The sequence below is a fragment of the Capnocytophaga periodontitidis genome, from assembly GCF_016126015.1.
GTDB lineage: Bacteria > Bacteroidota > Bacteroidia > Flavobacteriales > Flavobacteriaceae > Capnocytophaga > Capnocytophaga periodontitidis.
Genome location: NZ_JAEFDB010000029.1, coordinates 1 through 3295, shown reverse-complemented (window position 1 = coordinate 3295; position 3295 = coordinate 1). Strand labels below are relative to the sequence as shown.

Below are 3295 nucleotides of genomic sequence, written 5' to 3'. Positions count from 1 at the left end.
GAGGAACCGTACATTGACATATTGGGATAAAAAGCATAAGAGATCAATAATAGATTATTGATAATCTAACGAAAAATATTAAAAAGAATCAAAGAGAACGAGGTATTTATTTAATTGATAATTGATAATTGTTAATTGAATAAAACTACAAGCGCGAAAAGTTATGTAAGAGCGTATGGGGGATGCCTAGGCTCTCAGAGGCGAAGAAGGACGTGATAAGCTGCGAAAAGTTGCGTGGATTGGCACATACGAGATGATACGCAAATATCCGAATGGGGCAACCCAGTACATTGAAGATGTACTACACCGTAAAGGTGAGCAAACCCGCTGAACTGAAACATCTTAGTAGGCGGAGGAGAAGAAAACAAAAGTGATTCCCAAAGTAGTGGCGAGCGAAATGGGAACAGCCCAAACCCGTATTGTTACGGCAATGCGGGGGTAGTAGGACCCTAATATAGGTTGTAGAGCTGGATTAGAAGTGTTTGGAAAGACACACCATAGAGAGTGAAAGTCTCGTATAGGCACAGCGATATAAACCTTAAGGGAATCCTGAGTAGGTCGGGGCACGTGGAACCTTGACTGAATCTGCCGGGACCATCCGGTAAGGCTAAATACTCCTGAGAGACCGATAGTGAACTAGTACCGTGAGGGAAAGGTGAAAAGAACCGTGAATAACGGAGTGAAATAGCCCCTGAAACCATACGCTTACAAGCGGTTGGAGCAGCTACGGCTGTGACAGCGTGCCTTTTGCATAATGAGCCTACGAGTTACTGTTACCAGCGAGGATAAGTATTTCAGATACGAATCCGCATCGAAAGAGAGTCTGAAAAGGGCGCAAATAGTTGGTAGTAGTAGACGCGAAACCTGGTGATCTACCCTTGGGCAGGTTGAAGCGCTGGTAACACAGCGTGGAGGACCGAACTGGTTGTCGTTGAAAAGACTTCGGATGACCTGAGGGTAGGGGTGAAAGGCCAATCAAACTGGGAAATAGCTCGTACTCCCCGAAATGCATTTAGGTGCAGCGTTGAAGTGAGTTTAATAGAGGTAGAGCTACTGATTGGATGCGGGGGTTTCATCGCCTACCAATTCCTGACAAACTCCGAATGCTATTAAATGCTCATCAGCAGTGAGGGTATGGGTGCTAAGGTCCATATCCTAAAGGGAAAGAACCCGGACCATCAGCTAAGGTCCCCAAATATATGCTAAGTTGACCAAACGCGGTCTGACTGCACTGACAGCTAGGATGTTGGCTTGGAAGCAGCCATACATTTAAAGAGTGCGTAACAGCTCACTAGTCGAGCGGTTGGGCATGGATAATAAACGGGCATAAGCATATTACCGAAGCTATGGGGTTATTACTAAGTAATATACCGGTAGGGGAGCATTCTATAGGCGTGGAAGCTAAAGGCGTGAGCCATAGTGGAGCTGATAGAAAAGAAAATGTAGGCATAAGTAACGATAAGGCAGGCGAGAAACCTGCCCGCCGAAAGATCAAGGTTTCCTCAGCTATGCTAATCAGCTGAGGGTTAGTCGGGGACTAACGCGCACCCGAGAAGGGGAAGTGGATGTACAACAGGTTAATATTCCTGTACCATTAATCTAATAAAAGTGACGGAACGAGATAACTACCGCGTACTGACGGAATAGTACGTTAAAGGAGCAGTTATAGCTTTGATAGTACACTGAAGCTTCGGCCGAGGTGATAGAGTGGTGACAACGTTTCCAAGAAAAGCGAAGATTAATGCCCGTACCGTAAACCGACACAGGTGATTGGGATGAGAATTCTAAGGCGCTCGAGAGATTCATGGCTAAGGAACTAGGCAAAATAGACCTGTAACTTCGGGAGAAAGGTCGCCTATCAAGCGATAGGCCGCAGTGAAAAGGTCCAAGCGACTGTTTATCAAAAACACAGGACTCTGCAAAATCGAAAGATGAGGTATAGGGTCTGACACCTGCCCGGTGCTGGAAGGTTAAGAGGAGAGCTTAGTGGCAACACGAAGGTTTGAATTGAAGCCCCAGTAAACGGCGGCCGTAACTATAACGGTCCTAAGGTAGCGAAATTCCTTGTCGGGTAAGTTCCGACCTGCACGAATGGTGTAACGATTTGGACACTGTCTCGGCCATGAGCTCGGTGAAATTGTAGTATCGGTGAAGATGCCGATTACCCGCAGTGGGACGAAAAGACCCTGTGCACCTTTACTATATCTTCGTATTGGTCTTGGATAAGTGATGCGTAGGATAGGTGGGAGACTAAGAAGCGGCTATTCCGGTAGTTGTGGAGTCATTGTTGAAATACCACCCTTTGCTTATCTGAGGTCTAACCCTGCTAAGAGCAGGGGACAATTCGTGGAGGGTAGTTTGACTGGGGTGGTCGCCTCCAAAAGAGTAACGGAGGCTTCTAAAGGTTCCCTCAGCACGCTTGGTAACCGTGCGAAGAGTGCAATGGCATAAGGGAGCTTGACTGAGAGACCCACAAGTCGATCAGGTACGAAAGTAGAGCATAGTGATCCGGTGGTTCCGTATGGAAGGGCCATCGCTCAAAGGATAAAAGGTACGCCGGGGATAACAGGCTGATCTCCCCCAAGAGCTCACATCGACGGGGGGGTTTGGCACCTCGATGTCGGCTCGTCACATCCTGGGGCTGGAGAAGGTCCCAAGGGTTGGGCTGTTCGCCCATTAAAGTGGCACGCGAGCTGGGTTCAGAACGTCGTGAGACAGTTCGGTCTCTATCTACTGTGGGCGTTAGAAATTTGCGTGGATCTGACTCTAGTACGAGAGGACCGAGTTGGACGCACCACTGGTGTATCTGTTGTCTTGCCAAGGGCATAGCAGAGTAGCTAAGTGCGGATGGGATAAGTGCTGAAGGCATATAAGTACGAAACCCGCCACAAGATGAGATTTCTTTTAAGGGTCGTGGGAGATGACCACGTTGATAGGTTACAGGTGTAACGGTGGTAACATCATAGCCGAGTAATACTAATCACCCGTAGACTTTTCGCGCAGCATTCTTTTTTTACTGAAACGTTCGTTAGTTAGAACAATTGTTAATTATTAATTGTCAATTGTTAATTGAAAAAATATGTTTTTTATCCCTATATGTTAAAAATATAAGGTTACAGGTATTAGGTTATAGGCATCAGGAAATTACCCTGAAACCTAACCCCTGACACCTAAAAAGTTTAAGGTGGTTATAGTCAAAGGTCTCACCTCTTACCATTCCGAACAGAGCAGTTAAACCTTTTAGCGCAGATGGTACTACACTTGTTGTGGGAGAGTATGTCGCCGCCTTCTTATA

The 3295-nt window shown here is 46.5% G+C and carries 2 rRNA genes; both read left to right on the top strand.

The features are described from left to right. The first annotated feature begins 154 nt into the window (after positions 1-154). A 23S ribosomal RNA gene (locus I7X29_RS15115) occupies positions 155-3000 on the top strand. A 180-nt stretch (positions 3001-3180) separates the two neighbouring features. Then, positions 3181-3291 (top strand): 5S ribosomal RNA (rrf, locus tag I7X29_RS15110). Positions 3292-3295: the final 4 nt, after the last annotated feature.